At 52.6% G+C, this 19,716-nt stretch carries 20 protein-coding genes; 15 read left to right on the forward strand and 5 right to left on the reverse strand.

All coding sequences use genetic code 11. The features are described from left to right. Positions 1-46: 46 nt before the first annotated feature. The 12 genes from QOY30_RS07285 to QOY30_RS18120 all read left to right on the forward strand — a co-directional run bounded on the left by QOY30_RS07285 (position 47) and on the right by QOY30_RS18120 (position 11,487). Positions 47-2,950 carry an MtrB/PioB family outer membrane beta-barrel protein gene (locus tag QOY30_RS07285; protein WP_283743966.1) on the forward strand — a complete coding sequence of 968 codons (2,904 nt, stop codon included), beginning with the start codon at positions 47-49 and terminating at the stop codon, positions 2,948-2,950. Positions 2,951-3,061: 111 nt separating this feature from the next. Next, positions 3,062-3,475: a hypothetical protein gene (locus QOY30_RS07290; protein WP_283743967.1), complete on the forward strand. Its 414-nt coding sequence runs from the start codon at positions 3,062-3,064 to the stop codon at positions 3,473-3,475. 160 nt (positions 3,476-3,635) lie between these two features. Then, positions 3,636-4,250 carry a cytochrome c biogenesis heme-transporting ATPase CcmA gene (gene ccmA / locus QOY30_RS07295; protein ID WP_283743968.1) on the forward strand — a complete coding sequence of 205 codons (615 nt, stop codon included), beginning with the start codon at positions 3,636-3,638 and terminating at the stop codon, positions 4,248-4,250. A gap of 148 nt (positions 4,251-4,398) precedes the next feature. Further along, on the forward strand, positions 4,399-5,082 hold the full coding sequence (ccmB, locus tag QOY30_RS07300; protein ID WP_283743969.1) for a heme exporter protein CcmB: 684 nt from the start codon (positions 4,399-4,401) through the stop codon (positions 5,080-5,082). A gap of 4 nt (positions 5,083-5,086) precedes the next feature. After that, entirely contained in the window at positions 5,087-5,824 is a 738-nt protein-coding gene (gene ccmC / locus QOY30_RS07305) for a heme ABC transporter permease CcmC (RefSeq protein WP_283743970.1), read from the forward strand. A gap of 346 nt (positions 5,825-6,170) precedes the next feature. After that, a complete protein-coding gene (gene ccmD / locus QOY30_RS07310) occupies positions 6,171-6,356 on the forward strand; it encodes a heme exporter protein CcmD (protein WP_283743971.1) in 186 nt (61 codons plus the stop codon). Continuing rightward, positions 6,353-6,838 carry a cytochrome c maturation protein CcmE gene (gene ccmE / locus QOY30_RS07315; RefSeq protein ID WP_283743972.1) on the forward strand — a complete coding sequence of 162 codons (486 nt, stop codon included), beginning with the start codon at positions 6,353-6,355 and terminating at the stop codon, positions 6,836-6,838. Before ccmD ends, ccmE begins: the two co-directional genes overlap by 4 nt. Before the next feature lie 17 nt (positions 6,839-6,855). Continuing rightward, positions 6,856-8,841, forward strand: coding sequence for a heme lyase CcmF/NrfE family subunit (locus QOY30_RS07320; protein ID WP_283743973.1), 1,986 nt, complete (start codon positions 6,856-6,858; stop codon positions 8,839-8,841). Further along, a complete protein-coding gene (locus QOY30_RS07325; protein ID WP_283743974.1) occupies positions 8,838-9,365 on the forward strand; it encodes a DsbE family thiol:disulfide interchange protein in 528 nt (175 codons plus the stop codon). The genes QOY30_RS07320 and QOY30_RS07325 overlap by 4 nt, the downstream gene beginning before the upstream one ends. Next, positions 9,362-9,823, forward strand: coding sequence for a cytochrome c-type biogenesis protein (locus QOY30_RS07330; RefSeq protein ID WP_283743975.1), 462 nt, complete (start codon positions 9,362-9,364; stop codon positions 9,821-9,823). Before QOY30_RS07325 ends, QOY30_RS07330 begins: the two co-directional genes overlap by 4 nt. Further along, positions 9,824-11,077 carry a c-type cytochrome biogenesis protein CcmI gene (gene ccmI, locus QOY30_RS07335; protein ID WP_283743976.1) on the forward strand — a complete coding sequence of 418 codons (1,254 nt, stop codon included), beginning with the start codon at positions 9,824-9,826 and terminating at the stop codon, positions 11,075-11,077. It abuts the gene before it with no gap. Between the two features lie 185 nt (positions 11,078-11,262). Then, positions 11,263-11,487, forward strand: coding sequence for a DUF1289 domain-containing protein (locus tag QOY30_RS18120; RefSeq protein WP_502958684.1), 225 nt, complete (start codon positions 11,263-11,265; stop codon positions 11,485-11,487). A 585-nt stretch (positions 11,488-12,072) separates the two neighbouring features. On the opposite strand, the gene QOY30_RS07340 is transcribed toward QOY30_RS18120, so the two are convergent. Further along, positions 12,073-14,049, reverse strand: a complete 1,977-nt coding sequence (locus QOY30_RS07340) for a hypothetical protein (protein ID WP_283743977.1) — start codon at positions 14,047-14,049, stop codon at positions 12,073-12,075. Positions 14,050-14,078: 29 nt separating this feature from the next. Between QOY30_RS07340 and QOY30_RS07345 the strand changes: the two genes are divergently transcribed. Then, on the forward strand, positions 14,079-14,786 hold the full coding sequence (locus tag QOY30_RS07345; protein ID WP_283743978.1) for a class I SAM-dependent methyltransferase: 708 nt from the start codon (positions 14,079-14,081) through the stop codon (positions 14,784-14,786). A gap of 27 nt (positions 14,787-14,813) precedes the next feature. Here QOY30_RS07345 and QOY30_RS07350 read toward each other — a convergent pair whose 3' ends face one another. The 4 genes from QOY30_RS07350 to QOY30_RS07365 form a co-directional block, all read right to left on the reverse strand. Continuing rightward, positions 14,814-15,677 carry a decaprenyl-phosphate phosphoribosyltransferase gene (locus QOY30_RS07350; RefSeq protein ID WP_283743979.1) on the reverse strand — a complete coding sequence of 288 codons (864 nt, stop codon included), beginning with the start codon at positions 15,675-15,677 and terminating at the stop codon, positions 14,814-14,816. Beyond that, positions 15,678-16,304 (reverse strand): HAD-IB family hydrolase, encoded by a 627-nt coding sequence (locus QOY30_RS07355; RefSeq protein WP_283743980.1) that lies wholly within the window; start codon positions 16,302-16,304, stop codon positions 15,678-15,680. A 42-nt stretch (positions 16,305-16,346) separates the two neighbouring features. Beyond that, positions 16,347-16,709, reverse strand: a complete 363-nt coding sequence (locus QOY30_RS07360; protein WP_283743981.1) for a DMT family transporter — start codon at positions 16,707-16,709, stop codon at positions 16,347-16,349. Positions 16,710-17,395: 686 nt separating this feature from the next. Then, entirely contained in the window at positions 17,396-17,779 is a 384-nt protein-coding gene (locus QOY30_RS07365) for a winged helix-turn-helix transcriptional regulator (RefSeq protein WP_283743983.1), read from the reverse strand. Positions 17,780-17,913: 134 nt separating this feature from the next. Here QOY30_RS07365 and QOY30_RS07370 point away from each other — a divergent pair, with 134 nt between their 5' ends. Further along, positions 17,914-18,450 (forward strand): NAD(P)H-dependent oxidoreductase, encoded by a 537-nt coding sequence (locus QOY30_RS07370; protein WP_283743984.1) that lies wholly within the window; start codon positions 17,914-17,916, stop codon positions 18,448-18,450. Positions 18,451-18,471: 21 nt separating this feature from the next. Continuing rightward, a complete protein-coding gene (locus tag QOY30_RS07375) occupies positions 18,472-19,305 on the forward strand; it encodes a DODA-type extradiol aromatic ring-opening family dioxygenase (protein WP_283743985.1) in 834 nt (277 codons plus the stop codon). Positions 19,306-19,716: the final 411 nt, after the last annotated feature.

The following is a 19,716-nucleotide window of genomic DNA, read 5'->3' on the forward strand; positions in this document are numbered from 1 at the left end:
CAAACATTTTGAAAAAGTCGAAACAAATTGCGACCGGAGGTTTTTAATGAATAACAGCCCGCGTATGAAATTGATTACGCTTTGCATCGGTGCCGCACTCGCACAGATGGCAAGCCTGTCTGCATTGGCAGATACCGCAGTAGGTGTGGATACGGTTAACGGCAATGCTTCCAACCCGGGTTATCTTTCCGGCCCCACGCAGATGGATGAAGATATGTCGGCCGTCCAGCGTTCGCCTTCTGGCCAGATGTACAGCATTCCCATGGTAGACAAACCGGAGGCGCCCAAAGGCCAGCTTGCGGGTGGAATAGATATCGGCGTTATGCAACAAAGTGACTCCACGCCGTATGCGAAACGAACCGAATATTCGGATCAGCGGAACGGAATCTATTTCAATAACTTCAATTTGTCGGAGGATTCCGAAGGAGCGCGTTACTTCACCATCAACGGCGGCGGTGTGGGCCGCAAGGACCAGTTTTACGACTTTACGACCGGCAAATATGGCAGCTGGAAGGTGAAGACTTTTTACAACGAAACGATGCACGTTTTTACCGACACATGGAAATCGCTCTACAGCGGCGAAGGTACGGGCAATCTGACTACCGGGCTACCCATGCCAACCATGGTCACGACGGGTTCCCCTACCGTGGGTACCGCTGCTTGTACACCGACGGCACCGTGCTGGAGTTATGGTGGCAAAACGTATGCCAATGCTTCCGCTTTGGCCGGGATTAACGGAACAACAGGAACGATGACTGCAGCCGGGGTCATTCCTGTTGCTACCGGTGCTGGCGCGACAGGCGCGGTGCAATCCAACATGGCTGCCGCCATTGCAGCCAAATTGGCCGCAACTCCCTACAGCGAATTGAGTCTGGTGCGGAAAAAAGGCGGCACACGTGCCGATATCAAACTGACCGACAGCGTGAAAGCTTATGTCAGCTACACGCTGGAAAAACGCGTGGGTGCGCGGCCTTTTGCAATGAACGACGGCAATGTCTCGACCGAGATCGCGGAACCGATCGATTACAAGACGCATGACATGCTGGCAGGCCTCACTTATTCGGATGAGCTGACTCAGGCCAATCTGCGCGCATCTGCTTCCATATTCCGCAATAACATCAACACGCTGAATGTCCAGTATGCGCTGCTGGGCTCTGCGGCACCGCAAGGGGCCATACAGCACGCAACTTTCGACCTGCCCCCGGACAATGATGCGTTCAACCTCAAGGGCGAGTTTGCCCGCAGCTTGCCTGATCTCTGGAAGGGCCGGTTTACCGCAGCTGTTTCTTATGGATCGAATCGCCAGAACGATACCTTGTTAGCCCCTATTTCGGACGCCCAGAATGCCGATCTGGCAGCTGCCGGCGTGACGGGTTTCACCGGCGCAAATCCTGGTTATGCAGCCAATTCATTATTGGTCAGCAATTGGAACACCACCAACGCATTGAGCCAGAAGACTGCGAATCAGCGCATCGACAACAAGATGATCAATCTTGGTTTGTCCCTGAACCCGATCGAGGATCTTAACGTGAAGGGAAGTTACCGTTTCTACGATACGGCCAACAAGGGCGGATATGTTGCTTATAACCCGCTCACCGGCCAGTTCGGTCGCGGCCCCAGCACCGGCAACGGTACCGGCGCTGCTGATTTGGTGATAGCACCCGGGGCTGTGGCAGGCAGCTGCTATGCGCTACCCGGCTATCCGGTTGTTCCCGGATGTTCGTCGGCCATCCTTGCCAACGGTTCCAACATTCCTGTCTTCGGTCAGGCGCGGTCTACCAGACAGGCAAATTACGGTCTCTCCGCCGATTACGATCTGACCCGGACAAGCAGCGTGAACGGGGCTCTTGAGCGTGAGGACTTCTATCGCAACTTCAGAGAGCGTGACAAGACCTGGGAAAACAAAATCAAGCTCGGATTCGTCAATCGCGATTTGTGGGACACGACCCTGCGCATCTCTTTCGAGAACGACACCAAGCGCGGAAGCGCATACAAATACCGGACATTCGCGGATTTGGGTACCGGCTTGCCCGGGTTGGATGTGGTGACCCAGCTTGCCAATATGAATCCAACGACAGGTGCAGGCTTGCTGGTCAACGGTTCGACATATCCAACGCTCAATGCAAACCTGTTCAGTCGTTATTCGTCCTTCTTCCGCAAATACGATCAGGCAGACCGCAACCAGAACATCCTGAACACTCGCGTTAACGTCATGGCAACGGAAGACATGGACGTGGGTGTGAATATGCAGGTCAAAAGAGCCAACTATACGGATTCTTTTTATGGCTTGAAAAAAGACAATCAGGATTCGATTGGGTTCGATCTCAACTTCCAGCCTTCGATCAGCAGCATCATTACCGCTTTCTACAATTATCAGCAGGGCAGCAAGTCAATGACGATGAACTCCGGAGTGGCAGGGGCCGCATCCTGCACGATGGCCAATCTGGCTGCTTACGGGTATTCCGCATGTTCCGATACGACGACCGGACTGAACGGAGCGCGCCCATACACCGATACATGGACTTCGAATACTACCGATCGCAACGATGTAATCGGGCTGGGTTTGCAGGAAGATTTGGGTTTCGCCAGACTCGGAATCGACTATACGTTTTCAAAGAGCAACACTCATATTTCTTACGACTTCGGCTCCACCGCATTCAGCGCCATTGCCGCCAATAACTCGGCAATGGCCGCGCTTGCGGGCAGTGCTTTGCCTGACATGACTACGCTGCAAAACACCCTGGCTCTGAACCTGGTCAGGAATATCAATAAGAAAACCACTATTCGTGCGACGTATCGTTTCGAGAGTATGCGAATCGCGGATTGGCACTATGACGGTGTAATGCACAACGTAATGGCCGCGTACGATGCCAATACATTGCTGCTGGATTCCGGTCCGATGAACTACCACGTCAGCACCTTTGGTGTGATGCTGAACTACAAGTTGTAAATGTTTCTTGAGCGACTCATTGGGGCCATAGCTTGGCCCCATTTTTTTGAATTCGACTCAGGGCAAGCTTCAAATTCGTATGACTTGATTGATAGTTAAGGAGAATTTTCTTTGAGCAAATTACTTTTGTTGGCAGCTTTCGTTTCGATATCGGGCATTGCTGCCGCACAAACGGAGGGTAAGAATGCTATTCAGCCAAGTGAAGCCGTTTACTTGCCGCATGGTGGCATGTTGACCACGACTGGGACGGGTATGCCGCCCGGTCATACCAGGGAAATTCCTGCCGATACCCAACTGGTGAATAACGGCACGGTGCTGGAAGTGATCGACACGGACACGTATACCTACCTTCAGGTGACTACAGAAAAGGGCCCGCTGTGGCTTGCGGTTTATAAGACGAAAGTCGCCAAGGGGGTAACAGTCAAGTATTCCAACGGAGTGGCGATGTCCGGATTCTATAGCAAGTCGCTGAATCGTAAATTTGATGTGATTGTTTTTGTGGATACTATTGAGCAAATGAAGTGATACGTCCGCAGTCAACCTCGCTCAAAAAGTCTGGTCTTGTGCAAGTTTGCAGAGTGGTTATTCCCTGTGAAGCTTTGGCCGCGCTGTTTCAGTTGGATGAGTGAAGCCCCCCGTTTAATCGTATATAATTCCCCGCTGTTCATTTCGGGGTTTTCCCTACATGCTGGAAGTCGGCAATCTCGCGTGCAGTCGCGGCGACCATCGGTTGTTTTCCGGATTGAGTTTTACGCTGCATCCCGGACAAATCATGCAGGTGCAAGGGGCGAACGGTAGCGGCAAGACCAGTTTGCTGCGTACCTTGTGCGGTTTCATCCAGCCGGACGAGGGCCAGATTCTCTGGCGCGGCAAGCGTGTTCGAGAACTGGGCGAAGATTATTTCGCAGAGCTGTTGTACCTGGGGCACTTGAATGCCATTAAAGACGAGTTGAGCGCGCTGGAAAATCTTCAAATGAGCGCTGGGTTGGCGGGCTATACGGTGAGCGAGCAGCAGGCCATTGCCGTATTGCGCCGTATGGGCTTGCAGCGTCGTGAACATCTGCCGGTGCGGGTGTTGTCGCAAGGGCAGCGGCGCAGGGTGGCATTGGCGCGTTTGCTGACTAGCGATGCGCATTTGTGGATACTGGATGAACCATTGACCGCACTCGATGTGGGGGCTGTGGGGCTGATGCAGGAACTAATCGGCGAACATCTGTCGAACGGGGGCATGACGATTTTCACCACGCACCAGCCGTTGCAAGTGGCGGGCGTGCAGATGCGGCAGTTGGCACTGTCATGACACGGTGCGCGAATGCGATGGGTGCGGGAATGACAGTGCAGCACCTTCTCCCGCAAACGGCTGGCTTTACCATAACCAGCCACTTGCCAGCTTGCTGGCTTAGTGGATTGGCTAGTAGTTTCACCAGTAACGTGTCGAAGGTGCTGTCATGAACAAGCTCTCGCTGTTCGGGTTGCTGGGATTGGTAATCCGGCGCGATTTGTTGCTGGCGATGCGTCGCCGTGCCGATGTGCTGACTACACTGATCTTTTTTGTGATGGTGGTGAGTCTGTTCCCTCTGGGCGTCGGGCCGGAACCGGAGATGTTGCGCAAGATGGCCTCCGGCGTGGTGTGGGTTGCGGCACTGCTGTCTTCCATGTTGTCTCTGCCACGCATGTTTTCGGCGGACTATCTGGATGGAACGCTGGAGCAGATGCTGCTGGCTCCGCAATCGCTCACCGCCTTGGTGCTGGGCAAGATCGTAGCGCACTGGATGCTGTCCGGCCTCCCCTTGGTGCTGATTGCGCCGGTGCTGGGATTGCAGTTCGATATGTCGCCGCAGGCGTTGTGGATGCTGGTGGTCGCGCTGTTGCTGGGAACGCCCATACTGAGCATGATCGGGGCTATCGGTGCGGCGCTCACGCTGGGACTGCGCGGCGGCGGTGTGCTGGTGTCGTTGCTGGTGTTGCCGCTGTGCATTCCGGTGCTGATCTTCGGCGCGGGCGCAGTGGATGCGGTAAACAGCGGGATGAGTGCTGTTTCCAACTTGTCGTTGCTGGGGGCGTTCATGTTGTTCGCTCTGGTGTTTACACCGTTCGTGGCGGCGCAGGCGTTACGTATTTCTATGGAGTAGAGATTTGGCAATCAACTGGTTTAAATACTCGGCACCCACCACCTTTTACGGTCTGGCAGGCAAGCTGATTCCATTTTTTGCGTGGCCCTCTGCGATCTTGTTCGTCATCGGCCTCTATATCGGTTTCTTCGTTGCACCCACCGACGCAGTGCAGAGTGAAGCCTATCGCATCATGTTCATACATGTTCCGGCTTCCATCCTGTCCATGTTCATCTACCTCATCATGGCGGGTTATGCGGCACTGGGGCTGATCTTCAAGACACGGCTCTCTGCCATGATGGCGCAAGCCCTGGCGCCGACCGGCGCGCTGTTCGCCTTCATTTCGCTATGGACAGGTGCCCTGTGGGGCAAGCCGATGTGGGGCGCGTGGTGGGTGTGGGATGCGCGCCTGACTTCCGAATTGATTCTGCTGTTCTTGTATCTGGGCTTCATTTCCCTGCATGCCTCCATCGACGATATTCGCCGTGCGGACAAAGCCAGTGCCTTGCTTGCCATCGTCGGCTCCGTGAACGTGCCGATCATCTATTTCTCGGTGAAGTGGTGGAACACGTTGCACCAGGGCTCCACCATCAAGTTCAGCGGAACCAGCATGCACATTGCCATGCAAGAGGCCATATTTGCGTTATTGGCCGCATGCTGGCTGTATGTCATTGCCATGAGCCTGGCCAGGGTGAGAAGCATCATCTTGGAACGCGAAGCCAATACCACCTGGGTGAACAGCCTGCCGGAGGTGCGGTCATGACACGGTGCGCCAGCCCTCTATCCAACTTTCCCCCAAGGGGGGAAAGAGCAATCGCCTCCTCTCCCGCAAGCGGGAGAGGATTGAGGAGAGGGGGGGCGACGAGTGCGGGAATGACCGCATCGCACCTCCTGGATAAATCAACTAGCCATTCGACTAGGCTGCAAAGAGTCGCAGCCAAGTCGCTGGTTATCCCGCAATCTGCTGGCTTCGCCATAACCAGCCACTTGGCAGCTTGCTGGCTTAGTGGATTGGCTAGTAGTTTTACCAGTAAGGTACCCGCAAGGGGTAGGCCGATGGGATCCCCGCTGCTGCGCAGCGACCCATTCGCTCTGTCGGAGGTGCGGTCATGAATTGGTCTGAATTTTTTGCCATGAACGGTTATGCCTTCTACGTATGGGGATCATACGGCGTGGCTTTGTTCGTGTTGGGTGTCGAGATCGTGTTGGTACGCAACCGCAGGAAAAATGCTCTGCGCGAGTTGCGGCTGATGCGCGATGAAATGGGTGACGACAAGACAGGAGAAGCGGCATGACGCCCAGGAAGAAGAGATTGATGTTCATTGTGGCAGGCCTCGCGCTGGTTGGCGCGGCGGTAGGTTTGGTGCTGTTTGCGCTGAAGAATAACGTCAGCCTGTATTTCACGCCGACCCAGGTCTATAACAAGGAAGCGCCGCAGGGACGAAGCTTCCGTATCGGCGGACTGGTTGAAAAGGGCAGCCTGCAGAGAGAGAAGGACGGCTTGACTGTGCATTTCATGATCACGGACACGACCAAAACCATGCCCGTGGTCTACGTCGGCATCCTTCCCGACCTGTTCAAGGAAGGCAAAGGCGTTGTCGCCCAGGGCAAGCTGGAGGATGGCAACGTGTTCCGCGCCGAAGAAGTGCTGGCCAAACATGATGAAAACTATATGCCGCCTGAAGCCGCCGATGCATTGAAGAAGGCGGAAGCAGCAAAAACCGCAGCAGCTCAGCCGGGCAACGCTCCGTCCGCCGCCTATCCCGTAACCAAATAATTTTTGAGAGCCTCAGTATGATTCCAGAGATCGGTAATTTCGCACTCATCGTCGCCTTGTTTCTTTCCATCATTCAAGGTGTGATGCCCATCATCGGAGCGGCACGCAACAATACGGTGATGATGGGCACGGCACGCACATTGGCGGTTGGCCAGTTTGTCATCGTCACGGTCGCCATCGGCTGTCTGGTGTATTCCTTCGTGAACAACGATTTTTCCGTGCTGTACGTTGCCCAGCATTCCAACTCGCAATTGCCGATTCAGTACCGCGTGGCAGCGCTTTGGGGCGGCCACGAGGGGTCGCTGTTGCTGTGGACGTTCATCCTGACCGTGTGGACGGTTTCTGTCGCCACATTCAGCCGCCATCTGCCGCAAGAAATGGTGGCGCGCGTGATCGGTGTGATGGGGCTTATTTCCACCGGTTTCCTGCTGTTCATGCTGCTGACATCCAATCCGTTTGATCGCCTGTTGCCTGCGGCGATGGACGGAAACGATCTGAATCCGTTGCTGCAAGATCCGGGATTGGTGATCCATCCGCCGATGCTGTACATGGGGTATGTCGGATTTTCGGTGGCATTTTCGTTTGCGCTGTCGGCCTTGTTAGGGGGGAAACTCGATTCAACCTGGGCGCGCTGGTCGCGTCCGTGGACTACCGTGGCGTGGGTGTTCCTCACCATCGGCATCATGTTGGGTAGCGTTTGGGCATATTACGAATTGGGCTGGGGTGGCTGGTGGTTCTGGGATCCGGTGGAGAATGCCTCGTTCATGCCCTGGCTGGCTGGCACGGCTCTGATCCATTCCTTGGCGGTGACGGAAAAGCGCGGGGCGTTCAAGAGCTGGACGGTCTTGCTGGCCATTGCCGCATTCTCGCTCAGTCTGTTGGGGACGTTCCTCGTTCGGTCGGGCGTGCTGACTTCTGTGCACGCGTTCGCAACCGATCCCAAGCGCGGCATTTTCATTCTTACCTTCCTGGTGGTGGTCATCGGCGCATCCTTGCTGCTGTTCGCATGGCGGGCACCCAAGATCGGGTTGGGCGGCAAATTCGACCTCATCTCGCGCGAGTCGATGCTGCTCGCCAACAATGTGCTGTTGTCCGTGGCGTCCGCTTCCGTGTTCTTGGGGACGCTGTATCCGCTGTTCATGGATGCGCTGGGTTTCGGCAAGCTTTCCGTTGGTCCTCCGTACTTCAATGCCGTGTTCGTTCCCCTGATGGTTCCATTGGTGATGATGATGGGCATGGGTCCGATCGCACGCTGGAAACATGCGACTGTGCCGGATATCTGGCAGCGCGTGCGCTGGGCGCTGGGCGCCAGCATGGTCATCGCCTTGCTGTTGCCCTTGGTCATGGGTAAATGGACACCGCTAATCGCACTCGGATTGTTGCTGGCCGCCTGGGTCGTCACCACATCGCTGCTCGATCTGCGCAAGCGCATCGCCGGTTCCGGCGATTTGTTGCTACGTTTAAAAACACCTTCCCGCAGCTACTACGGCATGTTGCTGGCTCACCTTGGCATTGCCGTGTTCATTATCGGCGTGACGATGGTCAAAGGTTACGAGACCGAACGCGACGTGCGCATGGATGTCGGCGACACGGTCGAGGCCGGTGGATATGAGTTCCGCTTCGACGGCGTGATCGACGTGCCCGGCCCCAATTATGTGGCATCGCAAGGCCGGGTGACCGTCAGCAAGGGTGGCAATCTGGTGACCGAGTTGCATCCTGAAAAGCGTGCGTACAACGTTTCCGGCATGCCGATGACCGAAGCATCCATTCAACCGGGACTCACGCGCGACCTGTATGTATCGCTGGGCGAGCCGATTCCCGGCACCACTGCCTGGGCCGTGCGTGTTTATATCAAGCCTTTCGTGGACTGGATCTGGTTCGGTTGCCTGATGATGGCTATGGGTGGTGTATTGGCGATCAGCGACCGTCGCTATCGAATTCACGCTCGCAAAACGCAGGCCGCCAGCGTGGGCGGAGAGCAATTGAGGGAGAAGACAGCATGATGCGTTTCATTTTGCCGTTGGTGATTTTTTTGGTATTGGCGGGTTTTCTGTACGTCGGGTTGGGGCTTGATCCGCATGAAGTCCCGTCGCCGCTGATTGACAAGCCTGCGCCCGCATTCAACCTGCCTCAGTTGCACGACAACGCGAAGAATTTCGGTCCGGAAGAAATGAAGGGCAAGGTCTGGCTGCTTAATGTCTGGTCGTCCTGGTGCGTCTCGTGCAAGGAAGAGCATCCGCTGCTGTTGTCTTTGTCGCAGCAAAATGTCGTTCCGATCTATGGCCTGGATTACAAGGACAAGAAGGAAGACGCTGAGATGTGGCTTAACCAGGCTGGCAATCCCTACACACTGAACGTGATGGACAGGGACGGGCGTGTCGGTATCAACTATGGAGTTTACGGCGTGCCCGAGACTTACGTGATCGACAAGCAGGGAATCATCCGCTACAAACAGATCGGACCCGTCACAAGCCAGAGCCTGAACGAAAAGATATTGCCCATGGTTGCGGAGCTGGAGCGCAAATGAGAAAACTGCTAATTCTGTTGTTCTGTTTGCTGCCGGTCTTCTCCTATGCGGGTGAAGCTAAGGACCTCGCAGCCAATCCCGTGCTGGAAAAACGCATGATCGGACTGGCGGAGAGGCTGCGTTGCCTGGTTTGCCAGAACGAATCCCTGGCGAGCTCTCATGCCGAACTGGCGGAAGACCTGCGCCAGGAAGTGCGCGAGATGATGCTGAAGGGTAAAAGCGACCAGGAGATCATCGACTATCTCGTCGCTCGTTACGGCGATTTCGTGTTGTACGATCCGCCGATGAAACGTTATACCTTGCTGCTCTGGTTCGGCCCGTTCGCGATGTTGCTGCTTGGCGTCGGCGTGCTGGTGTTCCAAGTGCGCAAACGTCGCCGGACCGTTCAGGAAACCGTGCTCACTCCCGAAGCGCAACAACGTGCCGCCTCCTTACTTAACGAAGAAGGTAACAAATAAATGACTTTATTCTGGTTCATCTGCGCGGTCTTATCGATCGTCGCCATTCTGTTTGTCGCAATACCGCTGTGGCGCGGCATTTCCAAAAGCAATTCTGTAGAGCGCGATGCCGCGAATCTGGAGATATTGCGCGACCAGATTACGGAAATGGATAGCGACCTGAAAAATGGTCTGCTCACCCCCGAATTGCACGAGCAGGGCAAGCGCGAACTGCAGGCACGGCTGTTGGATGAAGTGGGAGGTTCCAAAAGCGAAGAAGTGTCCAATAAACCGCATCCCCTCAAGATCACGGCTGTCGTCCTGGCAGTGCTGTTGCCGCTTGCCTCGGTCGGGTTGTATCTGAAAATAGGGAATCCGAATGCCCTGCTGCCGCAGGCAGCGTTTAGCGGCGGTGGCGGTATCGTGCGTGACGAGGCCAGTCTCAAGGCGCTGGAAGAAAAGTCTGCCCAGAATCCTAACGACCCGGAAATGCTGTTCATCCTGGCACGTTCCTATGTCGAACTCGGCCGCTATGTAGATGGTGCCAAGAAGTACGACAGCCTGACCAGACTTGTCCCGAACGAGGCCGGGTTGTGGGCCGATTACGCCGATGCGCTGGCGATGACGCACAGTACTCTTGTCGGGGCACCAACCAAACTGCTGGATCGTGCACTGGAGATCGATCCGAATTTTCCCAAAGCGCTGGCGCTAGCTGGAACCGCTGCAATGGAACGTGGAGATTATGCTGCCGCCATCGGGTATTGGGGGAAGCTATTGAAGCAGATCCAGCCAGGAAGCGATGATGCAAAAATGATTGAAGAAGGCTTGCAACAGGCACGCCAGATGCTTGCCCAGAGCAAGGGTGGCAAGGTTGCTCCCGCACTTGAACAGATCAATGAACCACCCGCTACTGCACAGGCGGCTGCAGGCAAGGAGCGGATCACCGGAACCGTGAATCTGACAGACGCATTGAAGAGCCAGGTGAGCCCGGAGGACACCGTGTTCGTATTGGCACGCGCAGCAGAGGGACCGAAGATGCCGCTGGCGATTCTGCGCAAGCAGGTCAAAGACCTGCCGGTCAAGTTCAGCTTGGACGATAGCATGGCCATGTCGCCGGCAATGAAAATGTCCAACTTCGATCAGGTGGTGGTCGTGGCGCGCGTCTCGAAATCAGGCAATGCGATGCCTCAGCCCGGCGATCTGATGGGTATGAGCAAACCGCTTGCATTGGGTAGCAGTGGAATCAAAATAAGCATAGACCAGCAAGTTCGCTGATCGGCGCAGCTGCAAAATATCCGGGCTGGCGCTGGACGTGCCAGCCCTTTTTATTTGAGCGCCCGGCAGGGTGCAGTTACCGGGAGGTGGAAGCCCTCTACCCGATGACCGCCCGCTTTGCGCGAGATTGAAAATAAGCAACATTCAGGAATTTGTGCCATGCAGTGTATGGGCGAAATCAAGCAATGCCGGTGAAGGAGACGCAGTTGAATGAAAGTGAACGCATTGAGCAGTCCCCCTGCATACGCAATTGCTGCTTGAATGACGATGATATTTGCCTGGGCTGTTTTCGGTCATTGCAGGAAATCTGCGTATGGTCGCAGTCCGATAATCAGAAGCGAATAATCATTCTGCAAAATGCAAGGCAAAGAAGAGAATCGGCAAATCGAAGTCCCTCAAAGTTGTGCTGATTGTCAATTGCGAAAGGTGAAAAATATTTGCCATTACGACTTCGGAAGACTGGAGATAGCCAGGCAAGATATCTGGAAGGCTTCGAAAGTTTGGTAGAGTTGTTGAGTAAGCAAATAAATCTGCCAAGGAAAGCTTTAGAGTCCTGGTAGAAATGACATCGCTTTTTCGGCCATACCGACCCCTCGTGGTTTACTGAAAATGATTTCGTTTTAGTCTGCGGGAGCGTCCGCTCCTGACTTCTTCGAACTCACACTATTAACCCACCCCGGTTATAGCGCTTAACGAATTAGTTGCCGCGAAACGGACATTGGCGAACACAAATAACGACACAAAGCAGTTATAGAAATCTGGACTAATTGGTGTCTGCATTACGACTACAAAGCAGTCATACAAACGGGTGTGAATCAGCCAGTTTGAGTGACTCTTTTTGACACCATTTTCGGGCAGCCAGCATTGTGAAAAATGGAAGATCAGAAGAGTCTAGACAAGCCAGTGCGAGACATCCAATCGAAAAAGAAAAATTGGAAGGTTGTCACATCCCGTCTTATTCACCATTTGCAATCTTGATGTTTGACCTATTTTCATCATCGAGACTCAGCAGTGTTGTGGAGACTTGTACGTATTAAGAAAATATAACCGACCCCGACAATGATGGCAAATAACCAAGCTAGCAGATGATAGCGGCCAGATGCACTATAAAACAAGAATGGGAGAAACATACCCACAGTGACTAGCAGCATTCCATTAGTCATGGGTGCATGCACTCGTTTCCGATATGTCCATGCGGCCAGCACCATCACAATACATAAAATTTCCCATGAGGATCTATATTTAAGCAGGTGTTCCTTGATTACATCCATATTCGCACCTGACCAATGGCCTGTAACCACTTCCGTTATTGCGTGGATATATGTCAAAGGTGCTGCTTTCAAATTTTCCGGTATGCTTGCAGCCGACGTGAGAGGGACGAATCGGTGTCCAAATACGTAATTATGTATTGGCACCAGCAAAATTAGTCCAAAGCCGCTGGAAGAAAGTAAAGCGTCTCGCAGTGATATGTTGCGGGTAGATTGCCAAAAGTGAACGAGTATTAACAGCACAGCCGCAATCGCTAAATTCGGCCGCACAAATACAGACAACGCCAAAAAGATGAATCCTAACCAACGGGTAATTAGATTGGACGACGGGCTAAGTGTCAGCCATATTGCAATCAAAAAAAACACATATCCCATCGGATCGGCATAACCATAGTTGGCGGATGTTATGAATTGAAAAATTAAGCTGCTGGTCAAGGCCAGAACTGCGAAGCTCCAAGATCGCGGCAGCAATAATCGCGCTACGCTAAAGACGACCAGCGGCAAAATCAACATCATGGCCATATAGCCAAAGTTGGTTTCACCGAAAACCACAAATCCAAGCGCTCGAAAGTAGCGCATCCCCGGCATCATGTAAAATACATCTTCCTCACCACGAAGCGCATTTGAAATGTCGCCGGTCATCAAATGGCGCAAAACCTCTCGTCCTAAGCCTTCGTGTGTAAGGCCATCATCCCCACCAACAAAAATTGTATACCCATGGGTTAAGCCTGGAACAAACAAAAGAATGAATGCTGCCGTCGTTGCGATGCATAAGGCGGGGAATAAAATAGTGCGCCATGCACTCCATCGCAACATCAGTATCAATGAAACAATAACTGCGATCAGCGTGCAACTTTCTCTAGCCAAATTGGAAAACTTAAGCTTGGTGTTGGGCTTCAATTGCATGGCAAGAGGATGCTCTGGATTAACTCTTAATCCGTAAATACGTTTTCCTATGTCGGCTGATGTAATTGCCCTGCAAGCAAGGCGTTCATTGTAGAAAGTATCAAAACTTCCTTGAGCATTTTCCCACATGACTTCCCCTGTCCAGCACATCAAACTATCTACTATTCTTTCATTTAATTCATACATGACGAAGTAAGGCATGGATGCACGCTTTATGTCAGAATCATCCCCCCACCAGCTATTGGATAACTCATTGACGAAGCCTGCTCGCAAGTCGTCAAGATCAGAAAATTCTATCTGGTCAACCACGCGACTATATTTGGCTTTACGAAATATACTATCCAGCGATTGAGCATAGGCAGTTTTGATCGACTCCTTTTTCCCCCAATTTGATTCTGCCCAAATTGGCGACCGCCAGCATCCAGCTTTGTGCGGGTCGCAACGCTTGTTTAGTGGATAAGCCTGGTCAAACTGCTGCTTCATTCGGGCATAGACGGGGAGGGGCAGGTTGTCCGGTAATATGTTGCTGCGTACTTCATCTGCCAGAAAAAGATTATGCCCCTCTTCTATAGCTGCTCGCGGCAGGCTGTAATTCAGGATCATTGCGGTAGCCAGGATAGCAATGGAAATCAATGCTTTTCGGGAGGTAACATTTGCGACTGGTAGCGCGACAATCGATACTAGCGAAGCAACCAGTAGGGTAAAATGCCAAAAGGTATTGATAGGCAGGCCAATAACTGCCACAACTGATAGCGACAACAACGCTTTGAATAGGTACTTATAATTTATTATGTACATTTTTTTTATGCACCGGAAACTGTGACACATTGTGTGGAAAAACTATCTATCGTGCGATTGTACCAACAAAGGTTGAAGTGACCGACATGGGCCATAAATTTTCCCCATCCGATGTGGTTGCGCTATATCGCGATGCATCTCCATTTTCCCGATTTCTCATTTCGGCTCGCCCGGCCATATGCCCGATGCAGCCGTTGCTGAACGCCGTGCCAGATGGATCAAGTGTGTTGGACATAGGATGCGGAAATGGATTGTTGCTGGCGTGGTTGGCGCTGAACAATAAGATTTTTATGGGCTTGGGGTGCGATGTCAGTCTTCAGGCACTTGAAGGCGCCAAGAGTATGGCACAAGCCTATCGTGCGGCCAGCGGCAAAGATTTGTTGCAATTCGCCGACTGTCGAACTGCGTTGCCGGATGGTCGGTTTGATTTGGTCAGCATGATAGATGTCATGCACCACATTCCTACGGTAAAACAACGCGACATATTTATTCAGGCCGTTGCACGGATCAAACCCGGTGGAATTTTATTATATAAGGATATGGCTGCCCGGCCTTGGTGGCGAGCTTGGGGCAACCGATTGCACGACTTGTTGTTGGCAAGGCAATGGATACATTATGTTCCGTTGTCGCAAGTGAAACGCTGGGCGGGAGAAGCTGGCTTGGCGCTGCAACATGAAGAGTGCTATGCAAGATTATTTTACGGTCACGAATTGCTTGTGTTCCACAAAATATTTTGACCACATCTTTACCCGCTTGAAACTGCATCATGCCGTAAGCAAAATCACAGATGCCATCCATAACACCACAATCACCAGCAGATGTGCATCTCCTCTCATTTCCCGCGCCGGATCGCTACCAACGCGGTGCTGGTGCAATAAATAGAGGTAGCGGAAAATCCCATAAGAAACCAAAGGGAGCGTGTAAATCAGGTTGTTGGAATGGTGTATTTGATAAGTGTCCGCGCTGACCGTGTATAGGCCGTAACTCATCATGGTGCAGGCGGCGGTAACGCCAAGCATTTTATCCAGTAGCGCGCTATTGTAATCCCCCAACACTTTCCGGTGGAGTTTACCGCCCCCCTCCAGCACCAACAACTCAGATCTCCGTTTGGCAAATCCAAGAAATAACGTCAGCATGAATCCGCACAACAACAACCAATTCGATGGAGGAATGCCGATTCCAATCGTGCCCGCCAATATTCGCAACATGAATCCGCCCGCAATAACAAACACATCAAGTATTACTACATGCTTAAGTCGAAGTGTATAACTCAGTGTGAGCACTATGTAGCCCAGTAAGAACCAAGCAGCATATTGTCCCGCCGCCGCAGACAATACCACTCCTGTAATGCCTAAGCATACCGCCAGCGACAGTGCGAGCTGCACGCTAACTACACCAGAAGCAAGCGGTCTGGATTTTTTCAAGGGGTGTTGCGCATCTCGCTCTCGGTCAAAGTAATCATTGATGATATAAGTCGCACTTGCCACCAAGGAAAAACCTGCTGCTGCCAAGAGGGCGGATTTAAGTGTGTCCACGTTATGCCAAGAATGGGAAAATAACAGCCCCGTAAAAACGAAGGCATTCTTCACCCACTGGTGCGGGCGCATCAGTTTTATCAATGCATACATCTACAATTCCTCGGAATCAGGCATATATCGGTAATAAGCATGGTCAGCAATCTTGAGCAATTCGTGGTCGCCTCGGCTATCTCCATAAACATAAAGCACAGTTGGATTACCTACCAACTTACGTAAACGCCGAACTTTTTCTTCACCATAACAGTTGGCGCCGACAAGTCTGCCTGTGATGCGGTTCTCGCTATTGAATTCCAACTGCGAACAAATAACAGCATCAAAACCCATGACTGTTCCCCATGGCTCTAAGTACACATCCAGTGAAGCGCTGACTAACACGCAATAATGCCCCTTTTGTTGATGCCAGTGCAGGCGCGCCAATGCCTTTTGGCGTAAGAGCCGTGGTACCTTTTGGTCGGCGAAGCGCGCGCCCAACTCTGTGATTTTGGCCTTATCAACCCCTGCAAAGAAACGCGTCAACATCGCCTCTTTGGCTGCCTGGTTGCCGATCTTTCCGAGAAATAATTGAACCAGCACTGGAGTCAACTGCAACAAGTATCTTGTGAACTTGCTAACACCCGAAGAAAATTGTAAAAAAGGAAGCAGGCTGTCGCCGCGGGTAAGCGTCCCATCAAAATCAAAAGCCGCAACTATGGGCCGCTGTTTTTGCTGAAAAGTCAAGCTGTCCCCTTGAGCGCGTTGTGATGGATATTTTTGCACTTCCTACAAGGGCTTTACTTGAATCATAAGTATCAGCCCAAGCGTTATCAAGGCGGCACCCAACCAATTTTGGAAACCAAATACGTTCCCAAACATAAAATGTCCATACATATTAACAACAATCGCTGCGACGGCTGTCATCACAAGGTAAGCCACACCGACCTCAACCCGCTTGAGCGCAAAGTAATATAGCCCGAATGCCCCGATATAGCAGGTCACTGCAAGCAACAAAAACATGATTGAAGCCTTGTTTCGCTCAGAAAGCATCGATACTTCCTGCATAGCCGCATATTTAAGCAATATGCTTGCGCCGCCATTGAGCAGCGCCCCCAATAACATATACGTCCAACCCTCTATATTTTTCATGCTCTTCCGATACTCTCGTACGTTTTTACGGCAACAACGGTGGCGCATGCTACTTAACATGGACGGACAACACAAGATAATCGCCCATCAGTAGCTTTCGCAGGCTGGCGACATCTGCCATTCTTCAAGAACAGCATGTAATGACCGTCAAAATGTGATTCGGCAGAAAGCCTATTTCCGGAGCGGAATGACCATGTTTTCTATTGTCTGAAATCTAAGTTTCATTCTGGGACGGTTGTTCAATCTTGCCATCGCGGTATCGATAACAATCAGCTTTGAAAATATAAAATGGTGGGCGGCTGCCTGAGTACTTTCTTGATTGCCAGTATTGTGTCAGTTAGATTGCACATATTTCCAATGTCTCCTTTTTATCTGCGAAGCGGTCCTTAAAAATCAAATGTGGGGATGGTAGCTTTTGGCACATCGCGACAATAATTACCTCAAAATTGGTTGCCTTAAAGCCGACTTTCACGAATGAACACTGTGGCCGAAAGCACGCGCTGAGTAAAAGTACCACATAGCAGTCCTTTATCTGCTTGGAAAGCTACCATAAAACAATCTGCTTCGGCCGAGAACCAGTTCTTCGAGTTGCTTTGACTGAGTGACCGCTTGAGATAGTGGCATAAAAAAACCAGCGCCCAGATTCGTTCGATTAAGCGAGCGAAATTAGAAACCAAGCAAAGATATCAATTCGCCGCGATTGCCATCGGCGCAACATAAGCCGCACGGGCGGCGCGCACTGCGTCATGATTTTCCAATGCCCATTCGATCATGCTTTGCAGTGGTTTTAGCAAGGAGTGTCCCAACGGTGTCAGGGAGTATTCCACCCGCAATGGTACGGTGGCGAATACCTGTCTTGATACTAGGCCGTCCTGTTCCAGACGGCGCAGTGTCTGCGCCAGCATGCGTTGCGAAACGTCGCCGATGCGGTTCCTGAGTTCGCTGAAGCGCAGGGTGCCAGCTTCCAGTTCGTGGATCACCAATAACGACCAGCGGTCGCCCAAGCGATCCAGCACATCCCGTATCGGGCACAGGCAGGCCTTGGGGTCTTTGGGTTTATGCAGTGTCATGGCTATCTCCTTTCATGGTTACCTGGCAGTAACCAGGTAACTTTCGGCTCCCTACTTGTGTAGGGTTTGCGCCTTGGTGCAATATAGTAACCAGATTCCCGTTTTGAATTCAATCTAATTTTAAAGGAAAAAATATGAGCAAGAAGACCCTGGTTGTCGTTGCGCACCCTGATTTGAGCAAGTCCCGCATCAACCGCACATGGATCGATCACCTGCGCCCTCACGCAGGCAAGGCTACCGTGCATGAGTTATACAAGGCCTATCCGGACGGCAAGATCGATGTGGCCGCCGAGCAAAAACTGCTGGAAGCGCATGACCGCATCATTTTGCAATTCCCGATGTTCTGGTTCAGCACGCCCTCGCTACTGAAGCAATGGCTGGACGATGTGTTGTCCTATGGCTGGGCATTCGGCCCCGGCGGCGACAAGCTCGAAGGCAAGGAAATCGGTGTTGCTGTTTCCACCGGCGGCCCGGCACACGCCTACCAGGCGGGTGCGCAAAACCAGTACACGCTGAGCGAATTGCTGCGCCCGCTGCAAATGACGGCGCAATACACGCGCGCCAAATACCTGCCTGTATTCTCAATGCAAGGCGCGCTCTATAATCCGACGGAAGCAGAAGTTCAAAGCAATGCACAAGCTTATGTGCAGCATGTATTGAGCGCAGCTTAACTACAGAAAGGTAACTTGATCATGAGCAACCCGGCGCGCATGCCCACCCTGTTCATTCCGCACGGCGGCGGCCCCTGTTTTTTCATGGAGCCGATGCCGGGCATGCCGCCGGATACCTGGGACAGGATGGCCGCGTATCTGCGCGGCATTCCCAAAGCGCTGGGGCAGCGCCCCAAGGCGTTGCTTATCATCTCCGGCCATTGGGAAGCCGAACAGGCCACTGTGCTCAACACGGACAACTATGAACTGTTGTACGACTACTATGGTTTTCCAGAGCACACGTACAGCCTAACCTATCCGGCGCATGGCTCTGCACCCGTGGCGGCGCGTGTTCGCGAATTGCTCGGGCAATCCGGTATCGATACGGACGAACAATATGAACGCGGTCTTGATCACGGCGTGTTCATTCCATTCAAGCTGATCTACCCCGATGCAGACATCCCCATTGTGCAGCTCTCGCTGCTGCACTGTCTCGACCCCGCCGCGCATTTCGCCATCGGCAAAGCCCTCGCACCTTTGCGCGACGAAGGCGTGCTTATCGTTGGCAGCGGATTGAGCTATCACAACTTGCGCTATTTCTTCAGGACGGATGCAACTTCAAGGGCCGCGTCGGACAACTTCGACACCTGGCTGGGTGACGCTGTCACTGCAGAACCTTCGAAGCGCGAACAGTTGCTGATCAACTGGCAACAGGCGCCCAACGCCCTCGATTGCCACCCGCGCAGCGAACACCTGATCCCGCTGATGGTGGCGGCCGGCGCGGCGGCGAACGATGCCGGACATATCGCTTACAACGACCAGGTGCTGGGCAAGAGTGTGTCCGGATTTCAGTTCGGCAGCGCCCCGGCTCCATAGCGTCATCCCTTAAGCAAGCCCGTGTACTTGCCCGTTCTAACGGGTATGCAGGGCGTTTCGCATGTTGCAACTGTTCAGCTATAACTCTGTACACATCGATAACGGCAGCATGTCATGAGCCAGTTGCTATTTAAGGAAATACGGATTAAGTCCTCCGTTCGTGGTGATCCTTCGAACGGAAATAATTGGCATTTCCTTAAAACATTCCGGTACGGCATCGGTTATCATTTAAAAATCAGGTAAGCATCACTGATGTATCGTCCGGCTTGTTGCCGGAATCGCACACTGGGCAATAGAAACCAGAAGGAGGAGAGATGGCCGTGGTACTTCAAAACGCATTCCAGGATAACTATATGGGACACGGAGCGCATACCAGCGAATGAATCTCTTGTTCAATCGGCGGAATTATCT

It is taken from the genome of Sideroxydans sp. CL21, assembly GCF_902459525.1.
Lineage (GTDB): Bacteria > Pseudomonadota > Gammaproteobacteria > Burkholderiales > Gallionellaceae > Sideroxyarcus.

What these genes read in the sequence shown, in the direction of transcription:
- QOY30_RS07285 (WP_283743966.1), top strand. Translation starts at nt 47, where the DNA reads ATGAATAACAGCCCGCGTATGAAATTGATTACGCTTTGCATCGGTGCC.
- ccmA (WP_283743968.1), top strand. Translation starts at nt 3,636, where the DNA reads ATGCTGGAAGTCGGCAATCTCGCGTGCAGTCGCGGCGACCATCGGTTG.
- ccmB (WP_283743969.1), top strand. Translation starts at nt 4,399, where the DNA reads ATGAACAAGCTCTCGCTGTTCGGGTTGCTGGGATTGGTAATCCGGCGC.
- ccmD (WP_283743971.1), top strand. Translation starts at nt 6,171, where the DNA reads ATGAATTGGTCTGAATTTTTTGCCATGAACGGTTATGCCTTCTACGTA.
- ccmE (WP_283743972.1), top strand. Translation starts at nt 6,353, where the DNA reads ATGACGCCCAGGAAGAAGAGATTGATGTTCATTGTGGCAGGCCTCGCG.
- QOY30_RS07320 (WP_283743973.1), top strand. Translation starts at nt 6,856, where the DNA reads ATGATTCCAGAGATCGGTAATTTCGCACTCATCGTCGCCTTGTTTCTT.
- QOY30_RS07325 (WP_283743974.1), top strand. Translation starts at nt 8,838, where the DNA reads ATGATGCGTTTCATTTTGCCGTTGGTGATTTTTTTGGTATTGGCGGGT.
- QOY30_RS07330 (WP_283743975.1), top strand. Translation starts at nt 9,362, where the DNA reads ATGAGAAAACTGCTAATTCTGTTGTTCTGTTTGCTGCCGGTCTTCTCC.
- ccmI (WP_283743976.1), top strand. Translation starts at nt 9,824, where the DNA reads ATGACTTTATTCTGGTTCATCTGCGCGGTCTTATCGATCGTCGCCATT.
- QOY30_RS18120 (WP_502958684.1), top strand. Translation starts at nt 11,263, where the DNA reads ATGCCGGTGAAGGAGACGCAGTTGAATGAAAGTGAACGCATTGAGCAG.
- QOY30_RS07340 (WP_283743977.1), bottom strand. Translation starts at nt 14,049, where the DNA reads ATGTACATAATAAATTATAAGTACCTATTCAAAGCGTTGTTGTCGCTA.
- QOY30_RS07350 (WP_283743979.1), bottom strand. Translation starts at nt 15,677, where the DNA reads ATGTATGCATTGATAAAACTGATGCGCCCGCACCAGTGGGTGAAGAAT.
- QOY30_RS07360 (WP_283743981.1), bottom strand. Translation starts at nt 16,709, where the DNA reads ATGAAAAATATAGAGGGTTGGACGTATATGTTATTGGGGGCGCTGCTC.
- QOY30_RS07365 (WP_283743983.1), bottom strand. Translation starts at nt 17,779, where the DNA reads ATGACACTGCATAAACCCAAAGACCCCAAGGCCTGCCTGTGCCCGATA.
- QOY30_RS07370 (WP_283743984.1), top strand. Translation starts at nt 17,914, where the DNA reads ATGAGCAAGAAGACCCTGGTTGTCGTTGCGCACCCTGATTTGAGCAAG.
- QOY30_RS07375 (WP_283743985.1), top strand. Translation starts at nt 18,472, where the DNA reads ATGAGCAACCCGGCGCGCATGCCCACCCTGTTCATTCCGCACGGCGGC.